This is a genomic window from Acidimicrobiia bacterium (genome assembly GCA_040289475.1).
In the GTDB taxonomy this organism is placed as follows: domain Bacteria; phylum Actinomycetota; class Acidimicrobiia; order ATN3; family PSLF01; genus PSLF01.
This window is the reverse complement of record PSLF01000001.1, coordinates 202,336-227,517: the sequence shown is the minus strand read 5'-3', so window position 1 is coordinate 227,517 and position 25,182 is coordinate 202,336. Positions and strand designations below refer to the sequence as shown.

General features: G+C 56.1%; 24 protein-coding genes and 4 tRNA genes. 13 read left to right on the top strand and 15 right to left on the bottom strand.

Translation table 11 applies throughout. From position 1 onward, the window contains the following. Positions 1-174: 174 nt before the first annotated feature. The 3 genes from C4318_01035 to C4318_01025 all read left to right on the top strand — a co-directional run bounded on the left by C4318_01035 (position 175) and on the right by C4318_01025 (position 3,003). Positions 175-1,443, top strand: a complete 1,269-nt coding sequence (locus tag C4318_01035) for a hypothetical protein (protein MER3453730.1) — start codon at positions 175-177, stop codon at positions 1,441-1,443. 122 nt (positions 1,444-1,565) lie between these two features. Then, positions 1,566-2,411, top strand: coding sequence for a 3-methyl-2-oxobutanoate hydroxymethyltransferase (gene panB / locus C4318_01030; GenBank protein ID MER3453729.1), 846 nt, complete (start codon positions 1,566-1,568; stop codon positions 2,409-2,411). Continuing rightward, the gene (locus C4318_01025) at positions 2,398-3,003 is read left to right on the top strand and encodes a hypothetical protein (protein MER3453728.1); all 606 of its coding nucleotides are present in this window, start codon (positions 2,398-2,400) and stop codon (positions 3,001-3,003) included. The genes panB and C4318_01025 overlap by 14 nt, the downstream gene beginning before the upstream one ends. 497 nt (positions 3,004-3,500) lie before the next feature. On the opposite strand, the gene C4318_01020 is transcribed toward C4318_01025, so the two are convergent. Both C4318_01020 and C4318_01015 read right to left on the bottom strand, forming a co-directional pair. Further along, on the bottom strand, positions 3,501-4,382 hold the full coding sequence (locus C4318_01020) for a hypothetical protein (protein ID MER3453727.1): 882 nt from the start codon (positions 4,380-4,382) through the stop codon (positions 3,501-3,503). Between the two features lie 52 nt (positions 4,383-4,434). Further along, positions 4,435-5,286, bottom strand: coding sequence for a dehydratase (locus C4318_01015; GenBank protein MER3453726.1), 852 nt, complete (start codon positions 5,284-5,286; stop codon positions 4,435-4,437). Between the two features lie 297 nt (positions 5,287-5,583). Here C4318_01015 and C4318_01010 point away from each other — a divergent pair, with 297 nt between their 5' ends. Next, positions 5,584-6,201, top strand: coding sequence for a hypothetical protein (locus C4318_01010; protein ID MER3453725.1), 618 nt, complete (start codon positions 5,584-5,586; stop codon positions 6,199-6,201). A gap of 62 nt (positions 6,202-6,263) precedes the next feature. Here the strand turns inward: C4318_01010 and C4318_01005 are convergent, their stop codons facing one another. The 3 genes from C4318_01005 to C4318_00995 all read right to left on the bottom strand — a co-directional run bounded on the left by C4318_01005 (position 6,264) and on the right by C4318_00995 (position 10,870). Continuing rightward, positions 6,264-6,785, bottom strand: a complete 522-nt coding sequence (locus tag C4318_01005; GenBank protein ID MER3453724.1) for an acetolactate synthase small subunit — start codon at positions 6,783-6,785, stop codon at positions 6,264-6,266. A 102-nt stretch (positions 6,786-6,887) separates the two neighbouring features. Beyond that, a complete protein-coding gene (locus tag C4318_01000; GenBank protein MER3453723.1) occupies positions 6,888-8,642 on the bottom strand; it encodes an acetolactate synthase large subunit in 1,755 nt (584 codons plus the stop codon). Between the two features lie 131 nt (positions 8,643-8,773). Then, positions 8,774-10,870 carry a copper-translocating P-type ATPase gene (locus C4318_00995; GenBank protein MER3453722.1) on the bottom strand — a complete coding sequence of 699 codons (2,097 nt, stop codon included), beginning with the start codon at positions 10,868-10,870 and terminating at the stop codon, positions 8,774-8,776. A 215-nt stretch (positions 10,871-11,085) separates the two neighbouring features. Here C4318_00995 and C4318_00990 point away from each other — a divergent pair, with 215 nt between their 5' ends. Next, positions 11,086-11,850 carry a hypothetical protein gene (locus tag C4318_00990; protein ID MER3453721.1) on the top strand — a complete coding sequence of 255 codons (765 nt, stop codon included), beginning with the start codon at positions 11,086-11,088 and terminating at the stop codon, positions 11,848-11,850. A 21-nt stretch (positions 11,851-11,871) separates the two neighbouring features. Here the strand turns inward: C4318_00990 and C4318_00985 are convergent, their stop codons facing one another. The 7 genes from C4318_00985 to C4318_00955 form a co-directional block, all read right to left on the bottom strand. Next, on the bottom strand, positions 11,872-12,750 hold the full coding sequence (locus C4318_00985) for a hypothetical protein (GenBank protein MER3453720.1): 879 nt from the start codon (positions 12,748-12,750) through the stop codon (positions 11,872-11,874). Between the two features lie 105 nt (positions 12,751-12,855). Beyond that, positions 12,856-13,122 (bottom strand): hypothetical protein, encoded by a 267-nt coding sequence (locus tag C4318_00980; protein ID MER3453719.1) that lies wholly within the window; start codon positions 13,120-13,122, stop codon positions 12,856-12,858. A gap of 236 nt (positions 13,123-13,358) precedes the next feature. Beyond that, positions 13,359-15,050, bottom strand: a complete 1,692-nt coding sequence (ilvD, locus tag C4318_00975) for a dihydroxy-acid dehydratase (protein ID MER3453718.1) — start codon at positions 15,048-15,050, stop codon at positions 13,359-13,361. 105 nt (positions 15,051-15,155) lie between these two features. Then, entirely contained in the window at positions 15,156-15,686 is a 531-nt protein-coding gene (locus tag C4318_00970; GenBank protein ID MER3453717.1) for a hypothetical protein, read from the bottom strand. Then, entirely contained in the window at positions 15,683-17,215 is a 1,533-nt protein-coding gene (locus tag C4318_00965; GenBank protein MER3453716.1) for an Asp-tRNA(Asn)/Glu-tRNA(Gln) amidotransferase GatCAB subunit B, read from the bottom strand. Before C4318_00965 ends, C4318_00970 begins: the two co-directional genes overlap by 4 nt. Positions 17,216-17,284: 69 nt before the next feature. Continuing rightward, positions 17,285-18,808, bottom strand: a complete 1,524-nt coding sequence (locus tag C4318_00960; GenBank protein ID MER3453715.1) for an Asp-tRNA(Asn)/Glu-tRNA(Gln) amidotransferase GatCAB subunit A — start codon at positions 18,806-18,808, stop codon at positions 17,285-17,287. 5 nt (positions 18,809-18,813) lie between these two features. Continuing rightward, positions 18,814-19,131: an Asp-tRNA(Asn)/Glu-tRNA(Gln) amidotransferase subunit GatB gene (locus C4318_00955; protein MER3453714.1), complete on the bottom strand. Its 318-nt coding sequence runs from the start codon at positions 19,129-19,131 to the stop codon at positions 18,814-18,816. 116 nt (positions 19,132-19,247) lie between these two features. On the opposite strand from C4318_00955, the gene C4318_00950 reads away from it, so the two are divergent. Further along, a tRNA-Lys gene (locus C4318_00950) sits at positions 19,248-19,321 on the top strand. Between the two features lie 123 nt (positions 19,322-19,444). Here the strand turns inward: C4318_00950 and C4318_00945 are convergent. Further along, positions 19,445-20,242, bottom strand: a complete 798-nt coding sequence (locus tag C4318_00945) for a crotonase/enoyl-CoA hydratase family protein (GenBank protein MER3453713.1) — start codon at positions 20,240-20,242, stop codon at positions 19,445-19,447. Positions 20,243-20,419: 177 nt separating this feature from the next. On the opposite strand from C4318_00945, the gene C4318_00940 reads away from it, so the two are divergent. Beyond that, positions 20,420-21,211: a Zn-dependent hydrolase gene (locus C4318_00940; protein MER3453712.1), complete on the top strand. Its 792-nt coding sequence runs from the start codon at positions 20,420-20,422 to the stop codon at positions 21,209-21,211. 51 nt (positions 21,212-21,262) lie between these two features. On the opposite strand, the gene C4318_00935 is transcribed toward C4318_00940, so the two are convergent. Further along, positions 21,263-21,790 carry a hypothetical protein gene (locus C4318_00935; GenBank protein ID MER3453711.1) on the bottom strand — a complete coding sequence of 176 codons (528 nt, stop codon included), beginning with the start codon at positions 21,788-21,790 and terminating at the stop codon, positions 21,263-21,265. Positions 21,791-22,056: 266 nt separating this feature from the next. Between C4318_00935 and C4318_00930 the strand changes: the two genes are divergently transcribed. After that, positions 22,057-22,842 (top strand): hypothetical protein, encoded by a 786-nt coding sequence (locus tag C4318_00930; GenBank protein ID MER3453710.1) that lies wholly within the window; start codon positions 22,057-22,059, stop codon positions 22,840-22,842. Between the two features lie 273 nt (positions 22,843-23,115). On the opposite strand, the gene C4318_00925 is transcribed toward C4318_00930, so the two are convergent. After that, positions 23,116-23,349, bottom strand: a complete 234-nt coding sequence (locus C4318_00925; protein MER3453709.1) for a hypothetical protein — start codon at positions 23,347-23,349, stop codon at positions 23,116-23,118. A 314-nt stretch (positions 23,350-23,663) separates the two neighbouring features. On the opposite strand from C4318_00925, the gene C4318_00920 reads away from it, so the two are divergent. The 5 genes from C4318_00920 to C4318_00900 all read left to right on the top strand — a co-directional run bounded on the left by C4318_00920 (position 23,664) and on the right by C4318_00900 (position 25,133). Next, positions 23,664-23,739: transfer RNA gene (locus C4318_00920), tRNA-Glu, on the top strand. Next, a tRNA-Asp gene (locus C4318_00915) sits at positions 23,740-23,814 on the top strand. 6 nt (positions 23,815-23,820) lie between these two features. Continuing rightward, a tRNA-Phe gene (locus C4318_00910) sits at positions 23,821-23,896 on the top strand. 30 nt (positions 23,897-23,926) lie between these two features. Then, positions 23,927-24,712 (top strand): chromosome partitioning protein, encoded by a 786-nt coding sequence (locus C4318_00905; GenBank protein ID MER3453708.1) that lies wholly within the window; start codon positions 23,927-23,929, stop codon positions 24,710-24,712. Next, positions 24,699-25,133: a hypothetical protein gene (locus C4318_00900; GenBank protein MER3453707.1), complete on the top strand. Its 435-nt coding sequence runs from the start codon at positions 24,699-24,701 to the stop codon at positions 25,131-25,133. Before C4318_00905 ends, C4318_00900 begins: the two co-directional genes overlap by 14 nt. Positions 25,134-25,182 lie beyond the last annotated feature (49 nt).

The window sequence follows — 25,182 nt, the reverse complement described above, 5'->3', positions numbered from 1 at the left end:
AAGTGGCGAGCAATTGTAATCTCGGCGACACTAGTTTCGCTTTCAGTCGGATTGGCAATGAAGGCCCCGTGCCTTTACAGACCGTGGGGACCGCCTGGGTACATTCAGTACACAACTCTCTGCTACAACGACCTTCAGCCGCTCTACGGATTGAGGGGCTTAGACCAAAGGCGCATGCCTTATGTAGAGGAGAAGACGTTCGAGTATCCGGTTCTTATTGCCATAGAGATGTGGGGAGCGTCGTATTTATCCACGTCTCACGTCTCCTTTTTCATCGCGAATGTTCCATTCCTCGCAATCTCTGCGCTGGCTGCCACGATGGCCCTGTTCGAGGCCGTCAAGCCGAAATACAAAAGGGCATTGCTGTTCGCTGTTGGCCCACCGCTGGTTTTTTACTCGTTTCATAACTGGGATCTACTGGCAGTGGCTCCACTCGCTGGGGCGGCATGGGCCTGGAGCAGAGGCAAGACCTTTCGGGTCGGAGCTCTGACGGGTCTAGGTGCCGCGGCCAAACTTTTTCCCGCGTATGGGGTTCCTTCGCTTGCAGTGGCTGCCATCGCAAAAGGGCGTGCTGTGCGTCATGGAGTTGCGTTAGTTGGTGCTGCTGTCGCCACTTGGACAGTTGTCAACGCCCCCTTCGTTGTGCTGGAGCTTTTAAAAGACGGCTCCCTCAAGGGATGGCTCGGAGTATTCGCTTTTCATGCCAGACGGTCGCCGGACTTCGGAACCGTCTGGTATTGGTGGGCAGAATGGATGAGCATCCCTTCCCACAGGACAGCACCGGCAAGTTGGGTTCCAACAATCTCATGGATGGCCGGCGGTGGTCTGCTAGTGGGCTATGTAGTAGGACTGCGTCGCCGTGGTCGCGCATGTAAAACGGCCCCTGCCGCGGCGGTGGTCGTGTGGCTCGTTGGGTGTGTAGGCATAGCGCTCTTCGGCCTTTCGGCTGTGATTATGGGAGGTCCAACCTCGCAGAGCTACAAGGAATTTGTGGATGTCGCATCCCTTGTTCTGTTTTTAGCTGGCTTTTTCGGGCTGCTATTGCACCAGAGTCGGAAAGGGAGGGACCCATGGGCGACGTTCGGCGCTGTCGTCTGCCTGTTTTTACTCGTCTCGAAGGTTCACTCTCCACAGTACGCCCTGTGGATGCTTGTGTTTTTTGTGGTCGTGGAGACGCCTTGGCCACTGATCGCTTCATATTTCGCAGCTGATGCCGTACTTTTGGCTAGCGGATTTTGGTGGTTCGCGTACTCTCCTAACTTGGGTCCGAGCGGGTGGAGGACGATTTTTATTGCCTCTGTTTATGCCAGAGCACTGGTGCTTGCCGGCTTGCTCATTTGGTATGCCGTATCCGGTAGGGATTTGATCGACCTGGATGAAGATAGCGCTGAGTTAGACTTGAGCAAGCGAGTGACCGCCGGTAGCCCGTCTGTATTCAGCTAACGAGGGCACTGGACGGAGGAGGAACGATGACTACGCTTCCACCCGTACCTTCTGAGGAAAATCCCTCTCGAATTCGGTCCCCAGTTACCGTTCCCGAGGTGCAGGCCCGGAAATATACAAGGATGCGGGCCGAAGGGAAAGGCGGCGGCGACAGTGGTCCATCGGGGCGACCAATCGTAATGGTGACGGCGTACGATGCCGTCTCTGCCAGAGTTGCCGAGGCTGCTGGCGTTGATATCGTGCTTGTAGGCGACTCGTTGGGAATGGTGGTGCTCGGATACGACACCACTCTCGCGGTCACGGTGGACGATATCGTACGCCACACTGGCGCCGTGACCCGTTCCTTGCGCACCCCCCTCGTAGTGGCCGACATGCCCTATCTCAGTTTCCACGTATCTCCCGAAGAAACGGTTAAGAACGCGGGTCGGATGATAGTAGAGGGCGGTGCCGCAGCAGTAAAGATCGAGGGAGGATCGAAGCGAATTCGAACTATCGAGGCTTTACTCGATGCAGAAATTCCTGTTATGGGCCACATCGGCCTCACTCCCCAATCGGTGCACAGTTTCGGGGGGTTTAAGGTGCAGGGCAAGGCTGCCGACGCGGCATATCGACTGATCGAAGATGCAAAAGCCTTGGAAGCAGCTGGCGTATTTTCGATTGTCCTGGAGTGTGTACCTAGGGAGCTAGCCCGCATTATCACAAACGAGGTGTCAGTGCCGACAATCGGGATAGGTGCCGGCCCCCACTGCGACGGTCAGGTGTTAGTCTTCCACGACATTGTGGGCATGAGCTCGCAACGCCGCCCGAGGTTCGTTAGGTCGTTCGGGGATCTGGAGACCCTTGCCGTAGAAGCAGTTTCAAATTACGCATCAGCTGTTATCGAGGGCCGGTTTCCGTCGGATGAAGAGTCGTATGATCTGTCCGAAGATGTTGCTCAAGCACTAAAAGCCCGTTATGGCTGGGAGTAGTGAGGAGCACGGTGGGGTCGATATACCTCAAGGCTTGGGAGCTACTGAGGGCAAGGAGGCCGCCGGACGAGACTGGATCCGAGTGATCGCTATGGGGCTAGTAGGAGGGGGATTGATAGTTTTGGGCGTAGCTGCCGCGGTAGCAGCGTCGATGGCTTCTAAGTCTACGGCCAAGCCCACTTCGACCTCTCCGTTTGCGGAGACGGCCATGCTTTTGGGAGGTCACTCGTTTTTGTGTCTCGAAGTGGCTGACACGCCCGAGGCTCGCGTCGAGGGGCTGTCTGGACGGAGTAACATCGGTGCCTTCGACGGAATGATATTTTTGTTCCCCGATTCGACGCCATCTGAAGCGTCCTTTTGGATGAAGGACACGTATTTCCCGCTCGACCTCATCTTTGTGGGGCTTGATGGTAGAGTCGCCGACGTACGAACAATGGCGCCGTGCGAAAGGGATGATTGCCCACTGTACTCTCCGCATTCCCCTTATCTTTTCGCGATCGAGCTTCCGGCAGGCCATGCCGAACAATTCGGACTTGTACGCGGAGTTGAAGTAAGACTCGGCGGGGGTTGTGTGCCCATAGACAGAGACTGACGATGGACTAGAAACAGGCAATGGACTTGCCCAGATGGGTCCGGCTCGCATGGGAGCAGACGTCGCTTCGGCCAAGATGTCCAACTTTGATCTAGGACTTATGGCCACGTAGGTATCGGGTATAGCGACCTCTTCCGCTACGGCAAGACGATACAGCTGTGACCGGAGGGAGTGGGTATCGAGCAAGACTCTGGCGACGAGGCGAAAGCGCACATCGTTAGGGGTGGCAAACGATCCAGAGGGCAAGCTACATCCTGCAGCCTTCAGCGAATCCAGGGCCGCCCAGATCGTATGTGCCAAGTCGGCCTTGGGTGGCACCGCTACCACTGCTGTGACCGCGCCGGAGGGGAGTTCATAGATTCCACAACCCAACGGAGCGGCCCTCGCATCAAGTACCCGGGGATCGAAAACCAGGCCAAGCAAAAGACGCTCGGCCAGATCGCCGTAAACGGCTGTTGTACCATCCTCGTTTCTGGAGGCCAGCGGCAAGTGTCGTCTCACACGAATACGATCTTTGCCAGATAGTACGTTGCTGCAAATGAAAGAGAGATGGGAACAAAGATTTTCAAGGAGTATGCATCACCGATTTTTTGCGGCCAGACCATTTCTTGGACGTCTGTACCTCCAGAGGTCAGCGTAGAGGTTAGACGACGGCCCGCAGCGACTACTGCGGCAACGACCACAGCTAGCAGTAGGTAGTCTAAAGCAGATCCGCGCGGCCTTTTTATCGTCGAAGCGATTAGCGAGACCAGGATGGCAGAGAGAAGCCCCGCCAAATCTGCGCCTAACTCTCCTCCAAGAATCGCTCCACCTGTTGAGCGTGCTTGGAGAGAGTGGCTGGCAAACGACGCTGCACCTAGAGCTGCGGCACCGGTGATTATCACCACCACGGCTAAGGCCCGTCCTGTGGTCTCGCCTCCTGCGAAAGGAGAGTTGGCTATAAGTGCAAGGTGTGACGGAGCTATCCCCAGCAAAGCGATTCCCAGAAAAGACGCGAAAAGCGAGTCGGCAACCCCCCCTCCTTCGAGCTTTGTCATAGAGATGACAGCTGCGGCAAACAAACAAATTACCGTCGCGAACAGGAAAAGAGCCGGGCGAACGCCGGCTACCACGGTAACGAGGGCGCTTCCGGCGGCAACGAAGCCAGTGGAGACCTTCACCGCCCTTGCCTCCATACATTGCCTGTAGGGAACCGCAGCTGCCGCCGCGGCTACTGCCAACGGTATGGCAACTAACGCCGGGCCAATAAAAACCGAAATTACGCACGCGAGACCAAGTGCCGGAATGAGAAAGAGCCCGGGGTCTCTGGGGGGAATCTCGGCCAGTTCATTTACTGGACGTTGGCTGCTGTGGATTGCCAATACTCCCTCGCCTGTCAATCACGCCGGAAGCCCTTACCTTACCGGTCGTCCTCGGTGCGTTATACGGAAGCTATGAGCCTGGGGCGATGTGAGCAATGCCCTCTTTTATGACCGCGACCCCCTCCTCGTTCACGGTCTCGAACTCGTAGACCTTGTCCCCGTCGGCTTCCCCTGCCTCCCAAAAGCGCGTAGTAATCTTTTGGCCCGGAAGCACGGGTCTGGAGAAGCGCACCTTGAGGCGTCGGAGCCTAAGTGGGTTGTTGTCTGCAAGCGCTTCTATCGCAGCCCGGGAAACAAAAGCCATCGTACACAAGCCATGATTGATGATGCCGGGGAGACCGACTGACTTGGCAAAGTTCTCGTCAAGGTGTATCGGATTCCGATCTCCAGAGGCCTCGGCATATCGGAAGGTTTGGTCTTCGTCGATCTTCTGAGTAGCTTCGGCCACTGGCTGGCCTCGATCGGGTTCAGGCGGTTTCGGCTGGCGCTGACCGGATCCAGTGCCTCGGATAAATATTGTCATTCTCGAGACAGTTGTTACTTCGCCGTCCTGCCTTTTTGTAGTTACTTCGGCTGTAGCAGTCTCTCCAGTGGCTTTCTCTTCCACCGAAATGACCTTGGCTTTGGAGGTTAGTTTGTCCCCAGGCCTGACCGGGTTGTAAAACCACATGTCCTGTTCACCATGTACGAGGCGAGGGAAGTCGGACGATGGGACGACCTGCGACATAGCTGCCCCGGAGGCTTGCCAAGCGGGAACCACGCTGAATATCGGGGGAGCAATAATGCCGCCCTCTCTGTTTTCGTCCAAGAAGATAGGATTCTGCTCGTTAGTAGCCTTTGCGTAAGCGATGGTCTTATCGGCGGTAACTTCGTATGTAAACTCGTCGGTCTCTCGACCTACTGCCTCCCTGTTCAGCGGCATCTGGGATCCTCCTTAGACGGAAACAACCAAGCTTATTCGCTGTCGACTCCTCAGCGGGTAACTCCAAGGAGCAATAGCGATTAAGTTTACCGACCGGTACACGACCCCATGCCAGATGGAAAAGGGTAACTCTATTTGCAAGCCATCTCCACTTTGGCTCCGGGCCGTATAGAGGGTGGCTATCCTTGTCCGCGTTGGATGCGAAAACGGGTGCTAGCTAGTCCTCGTCTGTGAGGGATGGTCAATTTGCGATATTCGGAATTGGTACATCCGGACTAATTTTTCGAGACACTGCGAGTGGAAAAACAAACACACAATCTTTCGACAGCTCCCAGAGAGGTGAGTAAGGAGAGGAGAGGAGGCGGATTGGGAGACGCCACCCGAACCAAGCGAGCACATACCGAGTATCGAGTCGTAGTTCATAGGTCCCCGAGACGAAAGGTCACGGTAGAGGCCAAGCTAGTCGGGAAAGAACTGCACGTTTATCTTCCCGCCGACTTGCCGAAAAAAGCGGAAGATCACTGGATCGCCAAGATGAAAGCTCGTCTCGACCACAGGTTCTCCGCCGACGCAGACGAACTCCTGCGAGCCTTACAGAGGAGAGCTGAGCGACTAAACCAGCGGTACTTTGAAGGGAAACTTCGCTGGAAAGGACTAAAGTTGATTCGATCCTCGAAAACAATGTACGGGTCCTGTAGTCCCGACACAAAGGAAATCCGGGTATCTACTGAGATCCGGATTTTTCCGAAGTGGGTCCAGGACTACATTCTTGTTCACGAGCTAGCACATCTCATCGAACCCTCGCACGGGAAGCGGTTTTGGGACCTTGTGGCTAGGTACGAGAAGGCCGAGTTGGCCAAGGGATATCTGATGGGATGGGCTCAGAGGGGAATAGCAGAGGGACACCAAGCATGAGATGGCGCTTTCACACAACCACCTCCAGGCGGTTGCCTCTCCTGGCGGGTATAGGACAGCTTTCAGGCTGTAGCCTTGTTGGCCGCCCTAATCACTCGAGCCGGTTTTACCTTCGGGCCGCGCTGTAGAGCGATTCGCCCCGTCTTCGTCATCTCGATGATGCCGTAGGGCCTAAGCAGATCCTCTAGTGCGTGGATTTTGTCGGGTGTCCCAGTGCACTCGATTATCAGCGAGTCTGCTCCGACATCTACGACCTTGGCTCTGAATACGTCCGAAATTTCTATAAGCTGAGCCCGCGTTTCAGGGGCTGCCTGCACCTGTATTAGCATCAGCTCTCGGCTAACAGCCGTGCTCTCCGATAGCTCGACGACCTTTATGACATTGATGAGCTTGTTGAGCTGCTTGGTCATCTGTTCTGTAGTTCTGTCGTCTCCGAAGGCCACTATGGTCATTCTGGATAGGGCTGGGTTGTCAGTGGGGGCGACTGCGAGCGAGTGAATGTTAAATCCCCGTCTGGCAAACAGCCCGGCTACTCGAGCCAAAACTCTGGGCTTGTTTTCCACCAACACCGAAATAATTCGCATCCTGGATTCTGGGTTTTCAGGGTGTGTCATCGGTGCCCTCCCCGGTCGTAAACATCCGAGCGAGACTCTCCCTAAGCGACCGTTTTCGCCTGAGACTCCTGCCTATCGGGTGTCTCCTTCGGCAGGGATGTGATCTTCTCGAGCGTCGGGATCCTCCTCTTTGGAAAGGATGATCTCGTCGTTGCTCGCTCCTGCTGGAACCATAGGATAAACATGCTCGGTGTAGTCGATCCTGAAGTCGATGACGACGGGGCGGTCTGTTATGGAGTGTGCTTTTTCAAGGGTTGGCTGAACATCGTCGGGGTTTTCTACTCGGAACCCGTAGCACCCCATGGCCTCTGCCCACTTGACGTAGTTGGGGATCTCGTACCCGAGTTCTACTTCTGAGTATCGCTCGTCGTAGAAGAGCTCTTGCCACTGGCGTACCATGCCGAGATAGGCGTTGTTCAAGACAGCCACTTTTATGGGAACTCCGTGAACTGTTGCCGTTATCAGTTCCTGGGCTGTCATCTGGAAGCATCCGTCGCCATCTATAGCCCACACGGTTTCGTCCGGGCACCCAACCTTGGCTCCTATAGCAGCGGGAATTGCAAAGCCCATCGTTCCCAAGCCCCCGGAGTTGATCCAGTGGTAGGGCTTGTTGAAGTGCCAGTATTGGCTGGCCCACATCTGGTGCTGGCCCACTCCGGCTACCAAGAAGCAGTCTCCGCCAGTGACCTCGTAGAGCTTTTCTACGACAAACTGGCCCTTGAGGGGCCCTCGCGAGTTCTGGTCATACTGCAGGGGGTACTTTCTCTGCCACTCACGCAGCTGTGCCCACCACTCGCTAAGATCGGGCTTGGATCGCTTCTCAAGCTCGACACGGATACTTTTAAGGAGTTCCGCGATGACTTGTTTTGCCTCTCCCACGATCGGCACGTCAGGCCGCCTGACCTTCCCTAGCTCTGCCGGGTCGATGTCGGCGTGTATGACCTTCGCATGCGGAGCAAACGCATCGACCTTCCCGGTCACCCGGTCGTCGAAGCGAACGCCAAGAGCGATTAGCAAGTCGGCCTTTTGCATCGAGGTCACTGCGGTGTAATTGCCATGCATTCCGGGCATTCCCAGGCACAGCGGATGGTCGTCTGGGATCACGCCTCTTCCCATCAGCGTGGTAACCACAGGAAGATCCAAAAGCTCGACTAGCTCTCTCAGCTCTTCGGCCGCTCGGCTTTTTACAATCCCGCCACCCGCATATATGACAGGGCGTTTGGACGACAAAATCAGCCTTGCCGCCTCTCTGATCTGGCGGGGATGACCTCGGGTTGTGGGCTTGTAGCCGGGCAAGTCAATTTGACTGGGCCAGTGCCAAGTGGTTTCAGCCTGAGAGATGTCTTTGGGGACATCGATGAGGACCGGGCCAGGCCTCCCTGTAGTTGCAATGTAGAACGCCTCTGCGACGACATCGGGAATTTCATCGGGGCGTGTAATCAAGTAGTTGTGTTTGGTAATCGGCATCGTGATGCCAGTAGTGTCGCACTCCTGGAAAGCATCGGATCCGATAACTCTGGATGGCACCTGTCCGGTGATAACAACTATTGGGACCGAATCCATGTAAGCGTCGGCGAGAGGCGTAACGATGTTCGTAGCGCCGGGGCCGCTCGTGACCATTGCGACACCGGGTTTTCCGGTGGCCCAAGCATATCCTTCGGCTGCATGCCCAGCGCCCTGCTCGTGACGCACCAGTATGTGTCGTATACTCGACTCGATCAGGGGGTCGTATACGGGAAGGATCGCGCCGCCAGGCAGTCCAAATATGACTTCCACACCAACTTGCTCGAGCGATTTGATGAGTGCCTCGGCCCCGGTGATCTTCATTTAGGCTCCTGAGGAAGCATCGGACATCTCTCTGTCATGAGGCGCCTTCCAACTGAGACGCCCGCGGCCTCTATAGGCCTCTATAAGAGTACTGAGATTTTTTCTGACGCGGCGTGGCGAATTTACAAACCCTAGATTGCCACCCGCCGCAGCCTCAGCGAATTTGCGATTACAGACACTGAGCTGAAACTCATTGCCGCGGCGGCAATTACGGGACTCAGTAAGACTCCGGTGAAGGGGTAGAGGACTCCGGCAGCTACGGGAACCCCAAGCACGTTGTAGAGAAAGGCCCAGAAAAGATTCTGCTTTATGTTTCGCATTGTGTGCTTGCTCAAGAGGCGAGCACGCACTATCCCTCTTAGGTCACCCTTGACCAAGGTAACACTTCCGGTTTCCATTGCAACGTCGGTGCCGGTGCCCATAGCAATTCCGACATCTGCCTGAGCGAGCGCAGGTGCGTCGTTTACGCCGTCTCCTGCCATAGCGACAACTCTCCCCTCGGCTTGTAGTTTTCTGATGATTTCCGCTTTTTGATCTGGAAGGACCTCGGCGAAAACCTCGTCTATGCCGAGTTTTGCTGCCACGGCTTCTGCAGTGGTGCGGTTGTCTCCTGTAAGCATTACGACCCGAATTCCGTTGTTGTGCAGCGCCCTCAAAGCCTCGGGCGTAGACGTTTTGATGGGGTCTTCGACGCCGAGCAACCCGATAGCTTCAGCACCCGATGCTACGAAAACCACCGTGTGCCCCTCTTTGCTCAAAGCCTCGGCTGGCTCTGCGAGATCTCGCACGTCTACGCCGAGCTCGTCCATTAGCGCCCGATTACCGAGAGCGACTCGTTCTCCATCGACGATTCCCACCACTCCTTTGCCAGGTCTAGACTCGAACCTTTCTGCCTTGGGCAAGTCAATGCCCTTCATCTTTGCCCAAAGTACGATCGCTTCTGCCAATGAGTGCTCGCTCCCCTTCTCCAAGGACGCAGCGACTGCCACGAGATGCGAATCATCTACATCCCTGCGGGGAATCGCGTCGACCAGGCGGGGTTTGCCCTCTGTCAAGGTTCCAGTCTTGTCCACTACAACGGTGTCGACTCGGCGCATAACCTCGATTGCCTCGGCATTTCGGAACAGGATTCCCATCCTTGCACCAATCCCCATAGCCACCATGATCGACATAGGGGTTGCCAACCCCAGGGCACAAGGGCAAGCGATGATGAGAACCGCTACCGCGTTGACGAGCGCATAGGCCATCCGAGGCTGCGGTCCAACGAGTGCCCACACCACGAACGTCACCGCGGCAATTGCGACTACCGTGGGCACGAAGTATCCGCTTACAGCGTCTGCCATCTTTTGTATCGGGGCTTTGCTCCGCTGGGCGTCCGCTACCATGGCGACTATCCTCGCCAGGAGTGTTTCCGATCCCACCTTCTCTGCGCGGATCAGCAATGTACCGGTTCCATTGACCGTAGAGCCGATTACCCTGTCTCCAGGGTTCTTCTCTACGGGTATCGGCTCTCCTGTGACCATGGACTCGTCCACAGAGCTGGCGCCCTCGACGACTACTCCATCGACGGGAATCTTCTCGCCGGGCCTGACCCTCAGTATGTCCCCGGCTTGCACAACTTCTATTGGGACGTCGATTTCGGCCCCTTCCGCTTCAATTCTTCGTGCGGTCTTGGCTTGCATTCCGAGGAGTTCCCTGATCGCCTGTCCCGTTCTTTGGCGAGCCCTGAGTTCGAGGACCTGGCCCAGCAGAACAAGAGTGGTGATAACCGCAGCAGCCTCGAAATACGTTGCCACCTCTCCGTTTATTCGGAAAGATGCCGGAAATACGCCCGGTATGAGGGTGGCGACAACGCTGTAGGCGAATGCAACGCTAACCCCCAGCCCTATGAGCGTGAACATATTGAGGTTGCGGTTTCTGATAGAAGCCATGGCTCGCACATAAAACGGCCAAGCAGCCCAAGTGCATACGGGTGTAGCCAGCACAAGCTCGAGGTAGGCCTGAGCCCTGTGCGAGAGGAGATCGGAAAACAGTCCTTTGGCCAAGAGCCGACCCATAGTAAGGACTACCAGGGGAATGCTGATTGCCGCTGACACGAAGAAGCGCCTCGACATATCGAGAAGCTCTGGATTGGACTGAGGCTCGGACGTCGTGACAGTTTGGGGCTCGAGTGCCATGCCGCAGGTCGGGCAATCTCCGGGCCCGTCCCGTATGACCTCTGGGTGCATGGGGCAGGTGTAAGCAGTCGCCGCTGAGGATGGTTTAGAAACAGGAGTGCTAACTGTTGCTACAACCCGGTGAGCAGCGCTGGGGTTCAAATCGGACGCCTCAGCGTTGTGGGTGTCGTGACATCTCATGTTGAAGTCCTATCATGTTATGCAGTGTGAAGAATGCTTACCGAGCCTAAGACGCATAACGGCGACATTCAGGGAAACATTTCCGCTTGAACGACGCAGCCTCTGGGGTTCCTGACGAAAGCAGCCTGACCGAGAAACGAGGCTTGGCCTTTGCGCATAGGGGCGGGATTCACTGGACTAACGACGGCAGAACGGTGATCGAAAACACCCTAGATGCATTCGAGCGAGCCGTCAATCGCGGAGCTCGTGGAATCGAAGCCGACATCCGGGTGACAAGAGACGGCGTGTGTGTAATACACCATGACATGTCTATAAAAGGTCGCTTCGTTCCGCGTCCGATACGTTCAACCCGATACTCGAAACTTCCCGACTACATTCCTACTATCGACGATTTTTACGAGCGTATCGGTGACAGCGTGGAGGTTTCGCTAGATTCGCTTACACGTAGGGCTGGGGAACTCGCTATCGACGCGGCTTCATCGAGTGGGGAAACGGCTGTCTCTCGATTGTGGCTGTGTTCTTTTGTCTACTCGTATCTGATGGCATGGCGTAAGAAAAATCCTGCTGTCAAGCTGGTTGACTCGACACCGTTTCACAGGCCAGGCTGGTTACTGGAGAAACGAATTACCAAAGCGGCGTCGGCAGGACTCGATGCGTTCAACGCTCACCACTCTGCATGGACACAGCGCCTAGTCGACAAAGCTCACGGTCTCGGACTACAAGTTTTCGCGTGGGATGTGAACGATAGGAAAGATTTGGAAAGGGTCTGCCATCTTGGCGTAGACGCTATCTACAGCGACGATCTCGATATAGTAAGCGAGTTCCAAGCCCGTACAACCTGCGTTTTGTAGGTCCGATTTAGCTAGGTAGTCCTAGTCCCATCCAGGAATGGAGCGGAGAAACTCGACCATCGCCTGTCCAGTTTTTACGGGTTGTTCCAGCTGTGTCCAGTGTCCGCACTCTTCGATGAGGACCTTTTTCAAATTGGGGACGCGCTCTTCCATTCCCTCAGCCATAGCCGGAGTGAGTACGGGATCGTTCTGGGCCATGATCATTAGAGCGGGAGCGGTAATTTTCCTCCCCGCTAGCGCTTGCGTCAACTCCCAGTTTCGGTCGAGATTGCGGTAGTAGTCGAGCGGAGGGGACAGAGAACCGTAGGGGCGGAACTGTTCACAGTAGATCTCTATCACCTCGTCCGTAAACACCTCGCGACGCCAGGTCACAGGACCCAGGAACATTAGGCGGAAGAACGCCTCTATATCCTGCTCGATGAAGTACTCTGCGGCGCCAGGTGTCTGAAATTGGACGATATAGGAAGGCTGATGAGGATTGATTCTTCGGAGGATCTGGACGGGAGGGGCCGAAGGCCGGGGAAAGTCCGGCGTGTTTACGCCTATTACCGCTGCCACCGACTCAGGATGAAATCTGGCGAACGTCCACACAATGATTCCACCCCAATCGTGGCCCGCTATGGCCATTTGTCGTCGTCTGAAATGGCGAGGGATACCAGCTATGCACTCCGAGAGAAATACAATGTCGTACCTGGTATCCGGCTTGTCTGATCGACCATAGCCTGGCAAGTCTATTGCGACTGCTTTAAAGCCCGCTTCGGCTATCTTCTCGAGTTGGTGGTGCCAGCTCCACCAGAATTCTGGGAAACCGTGAAGCAGCAAGACTAGAGGTCCCTCTCCCGCTTCGACAGCGTACAAGCGGATCCCGTTCGTCGGAATATACAGCTCCTTCGTAGTCATACCTTGGCCCCCTTCGTGCCGGTCTAGGGCGAAGCTCTACCTTTGAGGACAGACCTAGCCCCAAGGGAAAGTACACCTGCAATACGCACTGGTAATATCCAACCCTCAGCTTGCGGAAATTGTCACCCTAACCGTTGGAAGAGGGTCCTTGTTTGACTCCAGAGGAAGCCGTGCGAACTCCACCTCACCTCGTCCACTTTTGATCGGGGAGAACACAAATACCGAGCGAGGGCGAGGGTCGAATTCGTCGCCTTGGGGAAGAAAGTTGGCGGAAACCGAGGAAAGAAACGGCGGGGTATAAAGCAGCACCCATCTCGACTGGGTGGGCTGCGGTTCCTCCAGGGCCAGCGCCATATCGGAGTCAACGGTCATCGTGACCTCCGGACCAGTACCGAGTCGGGGGCTTTCTGCCAAGCGCAGCACGTCCGTAGTGAGTACCGCTGTGGTCGTAGGGCGCGGCGTCTCTGTTTTGTTTTCAGCGGTGGGGTTGGAGCTGCAGGCTGGGTATGCGAGAACTAAGGCGCTCATAGCAAGTACCATTGTCGCTAACGTGACCCAATCCCGCCGCGGGGATGGGTCTATCGAGAAGGAAACCGGGAGTACTCGCCTCAAGTCAGCTTAGGCAGGCACACAGCTCCGTCCGAGGCCGACGAGACCATTGATGCGTATTTTGCCATTGCTCCAGTTGGAAACTTTGGTGGTGGAGGCTCGTACTCGGCTATCCGCTTGGCCAATGTCTCTTCGTCTAGCTCGATATCTAGGCGACGCTGAGGTACATCGATCACGATCGTGTCGCCGTCTCTAACACCTGCTATCGGTCCCCCCACGGATGACTCGGGCGCGATATGAGCGATCATCATCCCGTGGGTTGCGCCGGAGAACCTTCCGTCTGTAAGCAGTGCGACGCGATCCCCCAGGCCCGCACCCTGGATGGCAGCGGTAACCGCAAGCATCTCACGCATGCCGGGTCCGCCTCTTGGGCCCTCGTTTCGTATCACAATGGCATCTCCTGGCCGAATGATTCCCTTGGTCACGGCGTCGAATGCGAGTTCTTCTCCGTCGAAGACCCGTGCTGGGCCTTTGAACATAAAGTTCTCGTGTCCCACAACCTTGGCAACGCATCCCTCCGGAGCGAGATTGCCTCGTAGAATCGCCATTCCTCCTGTCTTCTGTATAGGATCCGAGACCGCGCGGATGACGTCGCTGCTGCGATCTACGGTGATCTTCTCCAGGTTCTCTTCGAGCGTCTTTCCAGTGATAGTGAGTGCATCCCCGTGTAGCAGGCCTGCCTCGAGCAATTGCCTCATGATCGCAGGAATCCCGCCTGCAAGGTCCAAGTCGTACATGACATATCTACCGGCGGGCTTGAGGTCGGCAATTACCGGGGTCCTTCGCCCGATTCGATCGAAGTCGTCGATGCGAAGGTCTACTCTGGCCTCTCGGGCGATGGCCAAAAGATGCAGCACTGCATTGGTGGACCCACCCAAGGCCAGCACTGTGGCTATAGCGTTCTCGAAAGCTCTCTTTGTCAGGATTTTAGAGGGGTATAACTCGGATTCGACCGCTCGCACAGCCAGCTCTCCCGCTAGTCGGCCAAAGTCGAGTCGCCGATGGTCTACCGCGGGCGGCGATGCGCTTCCTGGTGGGGCCATTCCTAGCGCCTCCGAGGCCGCAGCCATGGTGTTAGCTGTAAACATGCCGCCGCACGATCCACCCCCAGGGCAAGCGCTGCACTCTAGCTTGTAAAGGTCCTCGTCGGAGAGTTCTCCGGCCGAGTGTTTTCCCACGGCCTCGAACACGTCTTGGATAGTGACGGTTTGGCCTTTGTACTTGCCTGGCATGATAGTGCCGCCATACACGAACACCGAGGGAATGTCCAAGCGGGCAGCCGCCATAAGCATTCCCGGAAGGCTTTTGTCGCATCCAGCCAGCGTTACAAGACCATCAAACTTCTCAGCAACAGATACAACCTCGACCGAGTCGGCGATTATCTCCCGGGAAACGAGCGAGGCGTGCATTCCCGAGTGGCCCATCGCTATAGCATCGCTAACCGCAATAGTGTTGAAGCGAAGAGCGATGCCACCGGCCTCGGCCACCCCCTCTTTTGCTGCTAGCTCCAGCTTGTCTAGTTCAAGGTTGCACGGGGTGACTTCGTTCCAGGATGAGGCCACCCCGATCATCACCTTGTCGAAGTCGTCGTCTTTGAGCCCGACCGCCCGGAGCATAGCGCGGTGGGGAGCACGGTGAGGCCCTTGGGTCACCTCCAAACTGGGGTGCTTCTTTCTTTGCTGTGCAGGCATCTTCTGGCATCCTCCGCTTACGGATTGTCCAATTAGCAGATCTATTCGCGCTGTACCCTCCAAAGGGCGGGATCTACAGCCTGGAATCGGAACCCTATCTTACCCCTAGTTATTCGGAGCAGGACTCCTGTCTCTGGCTGCGGGAGTGGAGGTCGCTGCTGGCGGTGGAAGTTCGATGTCGCGATAAGAATCTCTACTTATCAGGCGCAAGCGTGCGGGCTCGTCACTCAGCGGCATTTGGAACGGGAGGAATCCCTCTATCGAGGCTCCTGGGGGAATCACACCCAGGCTGGAACCGCCGAACGAGAGATCTGATGGTTCTTCGACCAAGACTGCCACCTGGTAGGAGATCCCCAGGCGACCCACTAATTCAAAGCTCTCGGTTGGCTCTATGGTCACCGTCTGTTCGGAGACATTTCTCACCACTATGTGCGCGGCGACAAAGCGACTGCCCGCTGCTGGAGTATTGAAGGGATTTTTGGGGTTATACGGATCATCGACTTGAAGCGCATGAACCTCGATCCTGCCCGGGAGGCTGTTCCTCGCGGCCAAAGGCTCGCTAGAGCGGATGCATCCCGATGTTATTTGGGATATTGCAACAGATACGGCGCAGAGGGTGAGGGAGACGCGGTTCAAGACTGCTGAGACAGCGCTTTTTTCAAAAGCTCGTTGACCAGTCTAGGATTTGCTTTCCCCCTGGTCTCTTGCATGACCCGGCCCACGAAGTAGCCGAGAAGCTTTTCCTCGCCGGCTTTGTACCGAGCGACTGGCTCTGGGTTGGCAGCGATTACCTTGGCGACGATTTGCGCTAAGTGCGTTTCGTCGGAAACCTGGGCTAGACCGAGATCCTCTACGATGTCTTCGGGGTCCTTTCCGGTGTCGATTACGGCGTCCAAAGCCTGGCGTGCGAGTTGAGTAGATAGCCTCCCCTCTTCAATAAGGCGTAGGAGGCCTGCAAGTTGGCGACCTGTCACTGGAGGTTGATTGGAGTCTCCTCCCGACTCGTTTATACGAGCGAGCACTTCTCCGGTGATCCAGTTTGCCACCTGTTTTGGGGGAGCTCCGTGATGAACTGCTGCCTCGAATAGATCGTCGAGTCCTCGGTTCGCCACCAAGATCTCCGCCAGACGGCGCTCTATTGCATAGCTCTCCACTAGCCGTTTGCGCTTGGGCTCGGGTAACTCTGGCATCGAGGCTTCGATGTCGGCGACCCATTGCTTTTCAGGAGATAAAGGTACCAGGTCGGGTTCGGGGAAATACCGGTAGTCTTCTGCCTCCTCTTTGGAGCGCATTGGGTGAGTTTTACCGTCTCTCTCGTTCCAGTGCCGTGTCTCCTGGACTAGAGATTCTCCAGAAGCGACAGCTATGGCCTGACGCACTCCCTCGAATTCCAAGGCTTTCTGCAGTGACCGCAAGGAGTTCATGTTTTTGATCTCGATTTTGGTTCCCAACTGACCGGAGCCCTTGCGTGTCACCGAAATGTTGGCGTCACATCGAAGCGATCCCTCCTCCATTTTGACGTCCGATACCCCTGTGGCCAGAAGGATCTGTCTCAGCTCGGCAACGTAGGCGCGGGCCTGCAAAGGACTTGCTATATCCGGCGCCGACACGATCTCGAGAAGAGGTACACCAGCCCGGTTGTAATCCTCCAAAGAGCGCGCAGCTTCGTGAATTCGACCAGTTTCCCCGAGATGTACCGATTTGCCAGTGTCTTCTTCGAGGTGAGCTCGGACGATACCTACTCTCTTTGACGTTCCATCCGGAAGGGGAACATCGAGGTAACCTCCGCGACACAGGGGTTCGTCATACTGTGAGATCTGATAGTTTTTGGGCATATCCGGATAGAAGTAGTTTTTTCGGTGGAACAGGCATACCTCGGCAATCTCGCTATGAAGAGCGATCCCGACTCGTATGGCGAGTTCTACAGCTTTTCTGTTGAGAACGGGTAGCGACCCAGGCAAACCGAGACAGACCGGGCAAATTCTGGTGTTTGGCTCGCCACCAAAGACATTGGGACAAGCGCAGAACATCTTGGTGGCAGTAGACAGCTCGACATGCACCTCGACGCCGATAGTCAGCTCTAGTCCATGAGAGTCCAGCAGCTCTTCGAGTTTTGCAGAGCCTGATCCAGACTGCGCATCGCCTTGCAAACTTTCAGGATTCATAGGCGGTGAGTCCTTCGCTCCATACTGTCCGCTCTTGCCCATCGCACAGACACCTTCTCAGTGACCCAGTTACTGCGAGCCGGACTGGGCTGCAAGGGGAGGGGTTGGGTCGAAATCGCAGGCGGCCTCCAGGGCATCAGCAACAGCGAGAAGACGAGACTCATGAAGGATAGGAGCCATCAACTGGAAACCTATGGGAAGGTTGGTCGAGTCTAGGCCTACTGGAAGCGAAATCGCCGGAATTCCCGCTAAATTAGCCGGAATGGTACATAAATCCGAAAGGTACATAGAAAGGGGATCTTCGAGGCGCTCGCCCATGCGGAAGGCTGTCGTCGGAGAGGTGGGAGAGGCCAGAAAATTAAAGCGGTCGAAGGCATGGCGAAAATCTCGCGACACGAGGGTCCGAACCTTGAGCGCGGTACCGTAAAAGGCTTCGTAGTACCCCGCCGACAAGGCATACGTGCCTAACATGATCCGTCGCTTCACCTCCGGACCGAACCCCATACTCCTAGTGAGGGCCATCATGGATGTCGCGTCGTCGGCGTCCACTCGGAGACCGTAGCGTACCCCGTCGTAGCGCGCGAGATTGGAGGACGCTTCAGCGGGAGCGATCAGATAGTACGCCGAAAGGGCATACTGGAATGAGGGAAGGGACACCTCTTCTACGTGCGCGCCAAGCTCGGAGAGAAGATCGCACGCTCTACGCGCCGCATCCTCGACATCGGCTGCAACTGCCGAATTCATCAGCTCCTTGACCAATCCGATTGACAATCCGCTCAAAGGCCTCGACCCAGCAGAGCGCATCTTCTCAATTGCAGCGATCGCGGGCTCGTCGTCAGGTCCTACTGCTTCGGGTGGAATAGAGGTAGAGTCCTTTGGATCGTATCCAGCGATGCAGTCGTAGACGAGGGCTGCGTCGCGAACGCTTCTTCCAAATGGTCCTACTTGGTCTAGGGAGCTAGCAAAGGCAACTAGTCCATACCGGCTGACCCGCCCATACGTGGGCTTGAGTCCTACGATTCCACAGAATGCAGCAGGCTGCCGTATGGAGCCCCCGGTGTCCGACCCCAAAGAAACAGCGGCTTGCAATGCTGCCACTGATGCCGCGGAACCCCCCGACGATCCCCCTGGAACTCGGGAAGTGTCCCAGGGATTTTTGGTTGGGCCAAAGGCAGAGTTTTCTGTGGACGATCCCATCGCGAACTCGTCCATGTTTGTCTTTCCCACCGGAACCGCACCGCTGTCTATGACCCTTTGGACGGCGGTTGCCGTGTAAGGAGGAATCCAGCCCTTTAGGATCTTTGATGCGCAGGTGGTCTCGACTCCCTCGGTGCAAAGAACATCTTTGATTGAAACCGGAACTCCTGCGAGCGTGCCCGGGTTCTGGCCCGAAATCCTCGAAGCATCGACTTGTCTTGCCCTCTCTAAGGCCCAATCAGGGGTAACTTTCAAGAAAGCCGATATCCGATGATCACTCTCCGCGATCCAGCCGAGATACGCCTCAGCGATTTCCACAGCCGAGATCTCACCCGAAGAGACTGCTCGCGCCAGTCCTTGTGCGCCGAGGGAGCTTATCTCGAGAGGTGGGGCCATCTCACTTACTCCTCGGCCTCTAGGATTCGGGGCACAGAGAACATACCGTTTTCTACGTGGGGTGCCTGTGATAGGGCTACCTCGGGCGAAAGACAAGTATGGGGGACGTCTTCCCTCCACACGTTGGCCAGGCGGATGGGGTGTGAAGTAGGGGGAATTCCGGAGGTATCCAGTTCTTTGATTTTCGAAGCGTGCTTGAGGATTTGAGAAAGCTGGGCGGAGAACGCGACCACCTCTTCGTCGGTTAGCCGAAGGCGCGCTAGTCTGGCTACCCGACGCACTTCCTCCGGGGAGATGGCTTGCTCTTTGTCCGTCACGCTCATTACAAAGATACCCCCGCTACTATTACGCGGCGCCCTTTAGCCAGGGCACAAACCTAAAGTGATCTTTAGATTAGTGAGATTGGATGAGCCTATCGGTTTGAGTATCGTGTTGACGAGGGCCGCTAGCTCAGCCTGGTAGAGCAACGGACTTTTAATCCGGTGGTCGAAGGTTCGAATCCTTCGCGGCCCACAGATTCCGGAGAAATCAGTCAAGGACGGGCCATACATAGTAAGCGTTGACGTTTTCAGCTTCGGAGGCGAGTCTGGATATCGGGGGAGGGGGGATACTCTAAGACTCACAACTTGTCACAACTTAGATATCTTCAAAATTGCCGTGGCGTCCGGCTCCTCGGGCGAATCGGCGGGCCCCCTCTAGGGCCTCACCAGAGGCAAGCGCCTTCATTCCCCATCGGGACTCGACTCTTATGGCATCTTCAGTTGGGAGCATGCTGGCTTCGTAAGCTGCCAGGCGATCGCAGTTGAGAGTAGTCTGAGGGAAGCGGGCGATCCGGGTTGCCAATTGCACTGCTGCGTCGAGCGCCTGTCCCGGTTCAGTGACAGCGTTCACTAGCCCGGCTTGGTAGGCCTCTTCGGCGCTCATCGGGCGTCCGGTCAATATCAGCTCCATAGCTCTTCCCATCCCTACGATCCGAGGGAGCCTAAAAGTCCCACCATCGACAAGGGGCACGCCCCAACGCCGATTGAAGACCCCAAACACTGCGTTGCGGGCCGCGACTCGTAGATCGCACCACAGAGCGAGCTCCATTCCTCCGGCAACAGCGTAGCCTTCGACTGCCGCTATTACTGGCTTGGCCAGGACCATTCTGGTAGGCCCCATTGGACCAGGGCCATCGTCTCGAACTCGGTTCTCCCTTCCCTGACTCAGTGCACGAAGATCGGCACCGGCACAAAACGTCTCCCCGGCACCTGTGAGTACTGCCACTCGAGCGTCATCGTCATCCTCAAACAGCTCGAAGGCTCGGAAAAGCGCTGCAGCAGTAGGTTCATCGACAGCGTTTCGCACCTCGGGTCTAGAAATAGTGATGACCGTGATCGGACCCCTGTGCTCGTAGAGCACGCTGCCTTCGTCAAAGGTGCCTAGGTTCGCCATCGCTCTCTCCTTAGTGCTCTCTTTCCAGTTTGTTTCGGTATCGGCAAACGGCGGGGATGCTCTTTGTATGGCTAAATAAGCCAGTCCACCTCATAACTGTCGACTATGCGCAGGGTCATGTTTGTGCTTTTGTGGTTCTGTAGGATATTGACGTATTCGCCTAGCCTGTGCTGATGGGTGCGCGACATCCAGTTGCTGGGTACACTGACGCCGCTTAGCCCGGCGGAAGAGTTGCAGGCGAGTGAGGAACGCGCAAAGTTCAAAGGCCAAACGACCCGATCGGCGAGATGGGAGAAATTACCGAGAGTAGGAGGTGAGGGAATGCTCGAAAAGTTCAGGTGGTACAAACAATCCTCCTACAAGTGGCAAGGCGCCGGAAAGACCATCTATATCGATCCATGGGATATACCGGAGGGCGATGCCGAAGCGGACGCGATATTCATCACGCATGCACACTTCGACCACTTTTCCAGAAAAGACATCGAGAAGGTGCAGCGGTCGAGTACGGTTATCGTCGCCCCACGGGACGTTGCCCGGGAGTTGTCGGGGAGGGTAATTCCGATAGCTCCCGGGGATAAAGGGGAGGCTGCAGGAATAACCTACGAGGCGGTCCCTGCTTACAACGTTGTGGAGGGACGTTTGGACTACCATCCGAAAGCCAACAACTGGGTGGGATATCTCCTCGAGCTCGACGGGTACACTTACTACCACGCTGGTGACACAGACCACTTACCGGAGCTCGAAAAGCTCTCGTGTCATGTGGCTTTTGTGCCGATCGGCGGAACTTACTGCATGGATGTGAGCGAAGCTTCGGGGCTTGTGAAAGTTATAAAACCCCAGATTGCGGTGCCGATGCATTATGGGTTTGTGGAGGGCGTAGGTAAGGCCGAGGACGGCCGTAGGTTCAAAGAAGAGGCGTCACCAGTCGAGGTAGAGCTACTCGAGCCATACCACCCTTTCACTAGCTGAGACAAGCTGAGAAAAGCGGTAGCAGTCTTTACAAGTGGACCGAGGATAGCGTCAGCGAGGATCCCGCCGCGGCGTCTCAGCTTGTGTACGATTGTTGGAATGGGGTCTCTTCTGGGATTGGGCTTTCCGATGGCTGTCCGGAGGCGCCGTTTTTTTCCTGTTCAGTAATGCTCGGTCATCGTCTGCTACCTGTGCGAGGGTGGCTGAGTCCAGTGCCTTGATGAAAGCGTGCTGGGCGCCGGACCACACCCAGTGGAGAGCGCAGACATTGATCCAATGGCACGGACCTCCTCTCAGAGCGCATTCCTGTGTCTCGAGTGGGCCTTCTAGCGCTTCGATTATGCTTCTAATGGTAATGGCTTCGGGGGGCTTGGAAAGTGCGTAGCCACCGCCTCTTCCCGGTCTAGAGCTCACCAGTCTAGAGCGTTGCAGTTCTTGGAGCACTTGATGAAGGAAACCTACGGGGATATCCATCTCAGCACCAATCTCAGCGGCCTTGCCTAACTCGGGATACCGATGAGCGAGGTAAAGCAGTGCCCGTATGCCATAGTCGGTACGACGAGTTGGAACGAGCTTCATTCTTTCTTTTCGACCTGCTTATAGTTGTCGACCCTTCGGACGCACACCCGATCGAATTGATCGGGTGAAAATCTGTACGCTTACTGACAAATCGTCGGTGCAGTTCCCCGGCACGAAAGAATTGTACAGAATGTCAGATGACTTTTATTGACCCTAGGACAGATTTCATCGATGTCCTCTTACAAAAAGCATCGGGTCCGCGAAGTATAGGCCGGTGGAAACCGGAGTCTGGAGAGGATGGACCTTGACCGGCTGAGGAGGGAGCTGTGCGCGAGGAAGTGGGTGCTGACTCGTTTCAGCGGAGGCGCGACGCAGCGCGCCGCCTCGCATCCGAGATGAGAAGAGTTATTGAAAAGCTCGTGATTGTAGATGCTCCAGCAGATGAGCTAGAAAGAGCAGCGGATGCAGCAGCAGCGTTCGCAGATCGATTGGAGGGCATGCGTCAGCGACGCTGGTACGAAGGGTTCGCAGAGGCGGCCAACGCGGGGTCTCCATCCGCATTCTTTGATCACAGCCCTATCATTGGGTTAGCCAACCCCCTTGCTCCCCCGATCGCCATTGAGCTAGTGAATCGAGATGAAGAGTTTTCTGGAAAGGATGGGGAAGGCGAAGGCGGAGACGGAATTGGGCCGTTTGATTTCGCAACAGGTGGCCTGCGTAGCAAAGTGGTAGGCAGGGTTCGCTATGGATACGCCTACGAGGGCCCCCCAGGATGCGTACACGGCGGGATTCTGGCTGCCGCTTTCGACGAGGTTTTGGGTTTTGCTCAGTCCTTATCTGGAAAACCTGGAATGACCGGCACGCTCCAGATCAGATACCGACGACCGACGCCGCTCAACACCGATCTGGTTTTCGAGGGATGGGTGGAAAAGATCGAGGGAAGAAAAATTTTCACTGTTGGACATTGCAAGGCCAAAGACGAGGTGACGGCTGAGGCAGAGGGCCTGTTTATTTCGGTTGACTTTGAAAAGATGGCTCAACTTCTAAAAGACAGACAATCAAGAGACTCTGCTCAGCTCGGGGGTAGCGGCTCCGAGGGCCGGCCTACGTGAACGTGGAAAACTCGAATTTTGAGGGCTCGTAAATTTTTCACTTTTGTCATCACAACCCAACGCCGATCGACACTGAAGCACATATAATTGCGTATCCCCTGTGTTGATAGGTTTTCGATTTCGCCATCCGGAATGTGCATCGGGAGGAAAGGTGAAAAAAGCAACTTCCGAGCAGGCATTCGCCAAGAAGCTTGCGCGTGCTTGGCTCGGAGCGTTCTTTTTTGGGGCAGTTTTATCGACACTCGGTAGCAGTATGGCCACGGCACAGGCCCCCTACACACCAACCCCGCCTCCCCCAAAGCCTGCTCCAAGTTTCGCTCTGCCCACTCCTGGCCCGGCTGTGGCACAGGAAACCCCATCTCCGAGCCCTTCCCCGTCGGAGTCTCCTACCCCGTCACCTTCCCCTACGGTAGCTGGTCCCTCACCGACAACTTCCCCCCGACTGCCGACGACGCCCGCTCCGTCACCTACTTGCCCATGCCCTGCGACACCCCCTGTGTGGGCCAAGCCTGTAGCTTACGTAGCATGGTGGTTGATTCTAGTGCCCATCTGGATCGTGCTTATGATCCTGTTTTACCTTCTGGGTAGAAGGTCCGTATCGCCGGAGGAGAGTGCAAGCTGAAGAATAGGGTTGTCGACGAAGACGAGCTCGGTCGTAGGATCTGTTATAAGGTGCCCGTGTTGAGAACCGCTGTCCTTTCCGAGTTTTGAGTTAGAACCGGGCATCTCACCGATACAGTTGCAACGACCAAGGTGTACCGTCGATAACGCCAGAACAGCGAAGACAAAGCCCGTGCTATGCTCGCTTGTCCATCTCTCCTGCCCCCATCGTCTAGCGGCCTAGGACGCCGCCCTTTCAAGGCGGTAACGGGGATTCGAATTCCCCTGGGGGCACCCGGGGGCGTGGTGCAGCTTGGAGTGCACGCCGGCCTGTCAAGCCGGAGGCCGCGGGTTCAAATCCCGTCGTCCCCGCTGGTCGGCTGGGTAGCTCAGTTGGAAGAGCATCGGTCTGAAAAACCGAGGGTCGGCGGTTCGATTCCGCCCCCAGCCACCATGACATGCTTGAGCCTGTAAGATCGTGGATATGGCTACCACGATTGCGTTTGCAAACCAAAAAGGTGGGGTCGGCAAGACCACTTCTGCTCAGGCTATCGGATCCGCACTGGCGAGCTTCGGCGATCGAGTCCTTCTTGTGGATCTGGATCCGCAGGGGTGCCTAACGTTCAGCTGCGGTCTCGAACCCGACGCCCTCGAGCCGTCATTGCACGATGTGATTTTGCAGAACGCCGTTGCCAAGGATGCCCTTCAGCACCTGGGACGAAGTGGCACCGTTCTGGATCTAATACCTTCCAACATCGACCTAGCCGGTGCAGAGGTCGTTCTAACTGGAAAGACGGGACGCGAGTTCGCGCTGTCGAGGGCCATTTCGGGTCTTCTGGATGAGTACGATTGGATCCTCATCGACTGCCCTCCTTCGCTAGGAATTCTCACTATCTGTGGCCTCACGGCCTCGGACGAAGTGGTAATTCCGGTGCAGTGCGAAACCCTAGGTATGAGAGGCGTAGGGCAGTTACTCGAAACCATTGACGACGTCCGCCGGTACACAAACTCTAGTCTCAGAGTGAGGGGTTTCCTCGCTACGATGTATGATCCCCGCCCCAACCTGGGAAGGGTCGTCATAGAAGAGATCACTACTAAGTACAACCTTCCCTTGATAGGGGAGCCTGTGAGAAAAAGCATCCGATTTGCGGAAGCTCCCGCAATGGGTAGTTCTATTTTCGAGTATGCGCCTTCGGTTCCCGGTGCAGAGGCCTACATAGAGATTGCAAAAGAACTCAGGGCGACAGGGAGGCATGGTGGAGGCGGATAAATCGAAAAGATCCGGTCGGGAGGTCGCTGCCGAAACGAGCCCCACCGCCGATACAGGATCCTTCCCAAGAATTCCCGAGTGGAGAGCTAGGAGGTCAAAGAGGCGACCTTTCAATCCGTCTGGAAAGGAGGCTCTCTTCTCTGTCGCCGACGCGGGTGCGGCCCGAAGAATCTCTGGTGCAGCAGTGGCCGATGCTATCGAAGCAGGCCGGGGAGCCCTCTTTTGTCTCGACCGGCGTCGAATTGGGACGGTTCTTGTTGAGTGCAGCTCCTGCGGCCGATCCTCCAGGATTTCCTGGCTAGAGCTGGTGCTTGCAAGATTGCCGGTATCTTTTTGGGTTCCCTTCAGGAGTTACGATCACTTCATGCGCTGCCCGTCGTGTTCGAAGATGACATGGTTATCAGTGTCATTCTTCAAATGAGGAAAAACTTTCCAACGAAACCGCGCAAGACCTCTCTTGGGAGGGGATG

What these genes read in the sequence shown, in the direction of transcription:
- C4318_01035 (MER3453730.1), top strand. Translation starts at nt 175, where the DNA reads ATGCCTTATGTAGAGGAGAAGACGTTCGAGTATCCGGTTCTTATTGCC.
- panB (MER3453729.1), top strand. Translation starts at nt 1,566, where the DNA reads ATGCGGGCCGAAGGGAAAGGCGGCGGCGACAGTGGTCCATCGGGGCGA.
- C4318_01025 (MER3453728.1), top strand. Translation starts at nt 2,398, where the DNA reads ATGGCTGGGAGTAGTGAGGAGCACGGTGGGGTCGATATACCTCAAGGC.
- C4318_01015 (MER3453726.1), bottom strand. Translation starts at nt 5,286, where the DNA reads ATGCCGCTGAACAGGGAGGCAGTAGGTCGAGAGACCGACGAGTTTACA.
- C4318_01005 (MER3453724.1), bottom strand. Translation starts at nt 6,785, where the DNA reads ATGCGAATTATTTCGGTGTTGGTGGAAAACAAGCCCAGAGTTTTGGCT.
- C4318_01000 (MER3453723.1), bottom strand. Translation starts at nt 8,642, where the DNA reads ATGAAGATCACCGGGGCCGAGGCACTCATCAAATCGCTCGAGCAAGTT.
- C4318_00995 (MER3453722.1), bottom strand. Translation starts at nt 10,870, where the DNA reads ATGCACCCAGAGGTCATACGGGACGGGCCCGGAGATTGCCCGACCTGC.
- C4318_00985 (MER3453720.1), bottom strand. Translation starts at nt 12,750, where the DNA reads ATGACTACGAAGGAGCTGTATATTCCGACGAACGGGATCCGCTTGTAC.
- C4318_00980 (MER3453719.1), bottom strand. Translation starts at nt 13,122, where the DNA reads ATGACCGTTGACTCCGATATGGCGCTGGCCCTGGAGGAACCGCAGCCC.
- ilvD (MER3453718.1), bottom strand. Translation starts at nt 15,050, where the DNA reads ATGCCTGCACAGCAAAGAAAGAAGCACCCCAGTTTGGAGGTGACCCAA.
- C4318_00965 (MER3453716.1), bottom strand. Translation starts at nt 17,215, where the DNA reads ATGAATCCTGAAAGTTTGCAAGGCGATGCGCAGTCTGGATCAGGCTCT.
- C4318_00960 (MER3453715.1), bottom strand. Translation starts at nt 18,808, where the DNA reads ATGGCCCCACCTCTCGAGATAAGCTCCCTCGGCGCACAAGGACTGGCG.
- C4318_00955 (MER3453714.1), bottom strand. Translation starts at nt 19,131, where the DNA reads ATGAGCGTGACGGACAAAGAGCAAGCCATCTCCCCGGAGGAAGTGCGT.
- C4318_00945 (MER3453713.1), bottom strand. Translation starts at nt 20,242, where the DNA reads ATGGCGAACCTAGGCACCTTTGACGAAGGCAGCGTGCTCTACGAGCAC.
- C4318_00935 (MER3453711.1), bottom strand. Translation starts at nt 21,790, where the DNA reads ATGAAGCTCGTTCCAACTCGTCGTACCGACTATGGCATACGGGCACTG.
- C4318_00905 (MER3453708.1), top strand. Translation starts at nt 23,927, where the DNA reads ATGGCTACCACGATTGCGTTTGCAAACCAAAAAGGTGGGGTCGGCAAG.